Genomic DNA, 2,869 nt, shown 5'->3' with positions numbered 1-2,869 from the left:
AGCCAAAGCCGCGAGCGTTGCAAAGGCAAATGAGCAGCTCAAGACGGGGGATCATAAGCAGGCGATGGAAACTCTCAAGCTTTCCGAAATCAACGTGGCGTTCGTCATGGAGGTCGCCCCGCTCGACAAGACTATCAGCGGGATCGACACGGCGGCGCAACTGATCGATTCCGGCAAGTATTTCGAGGGAAACCAGGCCTTGAAGGGGGTCGAGGACGATATCCGCTTCGACGTCGCTGACGCCAGCTCGGGTCCAGCAAAAGCGGCCAGTACCTCGGACAAAGCCGCTCCAACCGTGGGCAGTGCCAAAACTGGCAGTACGTCCGTGCCAGCGAACAAGTAGCGCCTGCACCGGATAGCGTCCGAGGAACCATTGGAACAGGGTCCGCCGGAAAGCGGGCCCTGTTCGCTGCTTGATCTGGGCCTTGTCACTCCGGACGAGTCCAACGACGAACCGGAATCTCCATCTTGCGTTATAGCGGATGAATCCCGGAGAGCTTTCGAGCACCGGCAGGGCGTTGGTCGATCTACTCAGCCGATGTCGGGCGACGGCGTCCGAAATTCATCCGAGCGTTTCGGCCCGATTCCACTGAGCCGACAGCGCAAAGCGCGCCAGCGCCGGAAGCGATTTCGAGCCGGTTTTCTCCATGATTGACGCGCGGTGGTTCTCGACCGTGCGCTGGCTGATGCCGAGGTCCGCGGCGATATTCTTGCTGGGATGGCCGGCCAGAACCATGTCCATGATTTCACGTTGTCGCGGAGTGAGGTTCGCGATCGTCGCGGCAGCAGTCTCTCGCGACGCCAACAGCTTGCTCGAATCCCGCGATTGCTCCAGCGCACTGTTCAGGCTGGCGAGCAATTCGCTGCGGCTGATCGGCTTCTCGATGAAATCGGCGGCGCCGGCCTTCATGGCTTCCACCGCCATCGGCACGTCGCTACTGCCGGTGACAACGATCGCCGGGAGCCTGTCGCCTCTGTCGTGCAGCTGGCGAAGCAGCTCAACTCCGTTCATTCCCGGGAGATAGGCATCGAGCAGAAGGCACCCTTTTTGTCCGGGGCGATAGGCCCCGAGAAACGCCTCCGAGCTGGAAAAGGTCTCAACGGTATGGCCGTCGTCCTCGAGCACGGCCCGCATCGCAGCACTGACATCCTGATCATCATCGACGACAAAGACGGTCGATACCTGGCGGTTATCCGGATAAACTGCGCTTCTTGGAGAGCTCTCTGCCGCGGATCGCCCTTTTGGCAGCAATCGTTCGATGGCTTGAGTGAGCTCCGTCAGCTTTACGGGCTTGCTGAGCTGGACACATTCATGTTGAGCGATATCGGCGAGCGTGTCGGTCGATATGTCGCCGGTCAAAATGATCGTCGGGATCTCCCGATGAAGAGCGCCACGAAGTTTCGCGGCGACCTGAAGTCCATCCATGCCATTCGGCAGGTTGTAGTCCGCAAGAATGATGTCCGGTTGGATCGCCCCTCGCATCGCCAGTGCCAGCGCTGCCGCGCCATCCGGAGCTGTCGCCGTACGGTGACCTTCTCCTCTTAGAAATAGCTCGAGCAGCTCGCGCACGTCGGGCTCGTCATCGACGATCAGGATTGTGCATTTTTGCATGACCGCGGAGATTGGCTTGGGCGTCACGGTGAGCTCGGCACGTTTTGGCGCCGTCGCGTATTCCCTCGCAGACAGCGGAACGTCCACGGTAAAGATTGAACCCTTTGCGGTCTGTGACCGGACGCGAACCGGATGGCCGAGCAGTTTTCCCAATCCGCTGACGATGGACAGTCCGAGGCCCAGTCCGCGGCTGCGCTCGCGGGCGGCGTTGTCGAGCTGATGATACTCTTCGAAGATCGCCTGAACCTCGCTCTCGGGGATCCCGGGTCCGGTATCGCAGACCTCGATCGCCAGCGTTCCCGCGTGCCGGCGGCAACCCAGCAAGACCTTGCCGTGCTTGGTATATTTCAATGCGTTGGCGAGAAGGTTGCGAAGCATCTGCTCGAGCAGGCGAACATCGCTATCGACCGACAGGCCGCAGGCGACGACGCGCAGGGTAAGCCCGTGCGCCTGGGCGTGATAGGAAAATTCATCTTTCAGGCGATCAAGCAGCTCGTTGACGGGAAAGCTTGCCAGATTGACGCGGACAGTACCGGAATCGATCTGATTGATGTCGAGCAGGGTATTCAGCATGCCCGACATCGCGTCCGCCGTTTCGTCGAGCCGTTCGATCAGCTTGAGGGCCTCCTCGGTCTTGTTTTCCCGCACCCTTCTTTGCAGCAGGCCGCGAATCAGACTCAGCGTTTGCAGCGGTTGCCGCAGATCATGACTAGCTGCGGCGAGAAAGCGTGATTTGGCGACATTGGCCAGGTCGGCTTGCCGTTTGGCCGCCGCAAGCGCATTCGAGATCTGCTTCCGCTCGGTGATGTCCGCGAACGTGATGACGACGCCTTCGACCCCGTTGTCTTGGGTCCGGTAGGGAAGGATACGACGGAGATAGCAGCCGCCTGCCTGGGTATCGATCTCTTGTTCGATCGGCGCGAGGCTGCTCAACACCGCCCTGGCATCGCTTGCAAGGGCATCGTCTGACACCAGTGAATGGAGATCGGATATCGACCGGCCAACGTCACTCGGAATGACATTGAACAACGACCGGGTGGCCGGCGTGAAGAACCTGATCTTGAGTTCGGTGTCGAGAAACAGCGTCGCAACGTCGGTGCTGTAGAGGACATTCTGAAGATCATTGGACGTCCTGCGCTGCTTATCCAGGGTTTCCTGAAGCTGGCTGTTCAGCGCCGTCAGCTCTTCATTCAACGATTGCAGTTCTTCTTTCGAGGTTCGGAGTTCCTCGTTGGTCGACTGGAACTCCTCATTGTC

The 2,869-nt window shown here is 59.7% G+C and carries 2 protein-coding genes; one reads left to right on the top strand and one right to left on the bottom strand.

Features of this window, described 5'->3' with window-relative positions:
- On the top strand, positions 1-343 hold a 343-nt coding region (locus tag WCB02_RS35325), incomplete at its 5' end, for a YfdX family protein (RefSeq protein WP_423966018.1).
- Positions 344-562: 219 nt separating this feature from the next.
- Here WCB02_RS35325 and WCB02_RS35320 read toward each other — a convergent pair.
- On the bottom strand, positions 563-2,869 hold a 2,307-nt coding region (locus WCB02_RS35320; RefSeq protein ID WP_423966015.1), incomplete at its 5' end, for a response regulator.

This window comes from Bradyrhizobium sp., assembly GCF_049581145.1.
Classification (GTDB): Bacteria; Pseudomonadota; Alphaproteobacteria; order Rhizobiales; family Xanthobacteraceae; genus Bradyrhizobium.
Note: the sequence above shows the minus strand (reverse complement) of the source record. Positions and strands in the feature narration are given on the sequence as shown.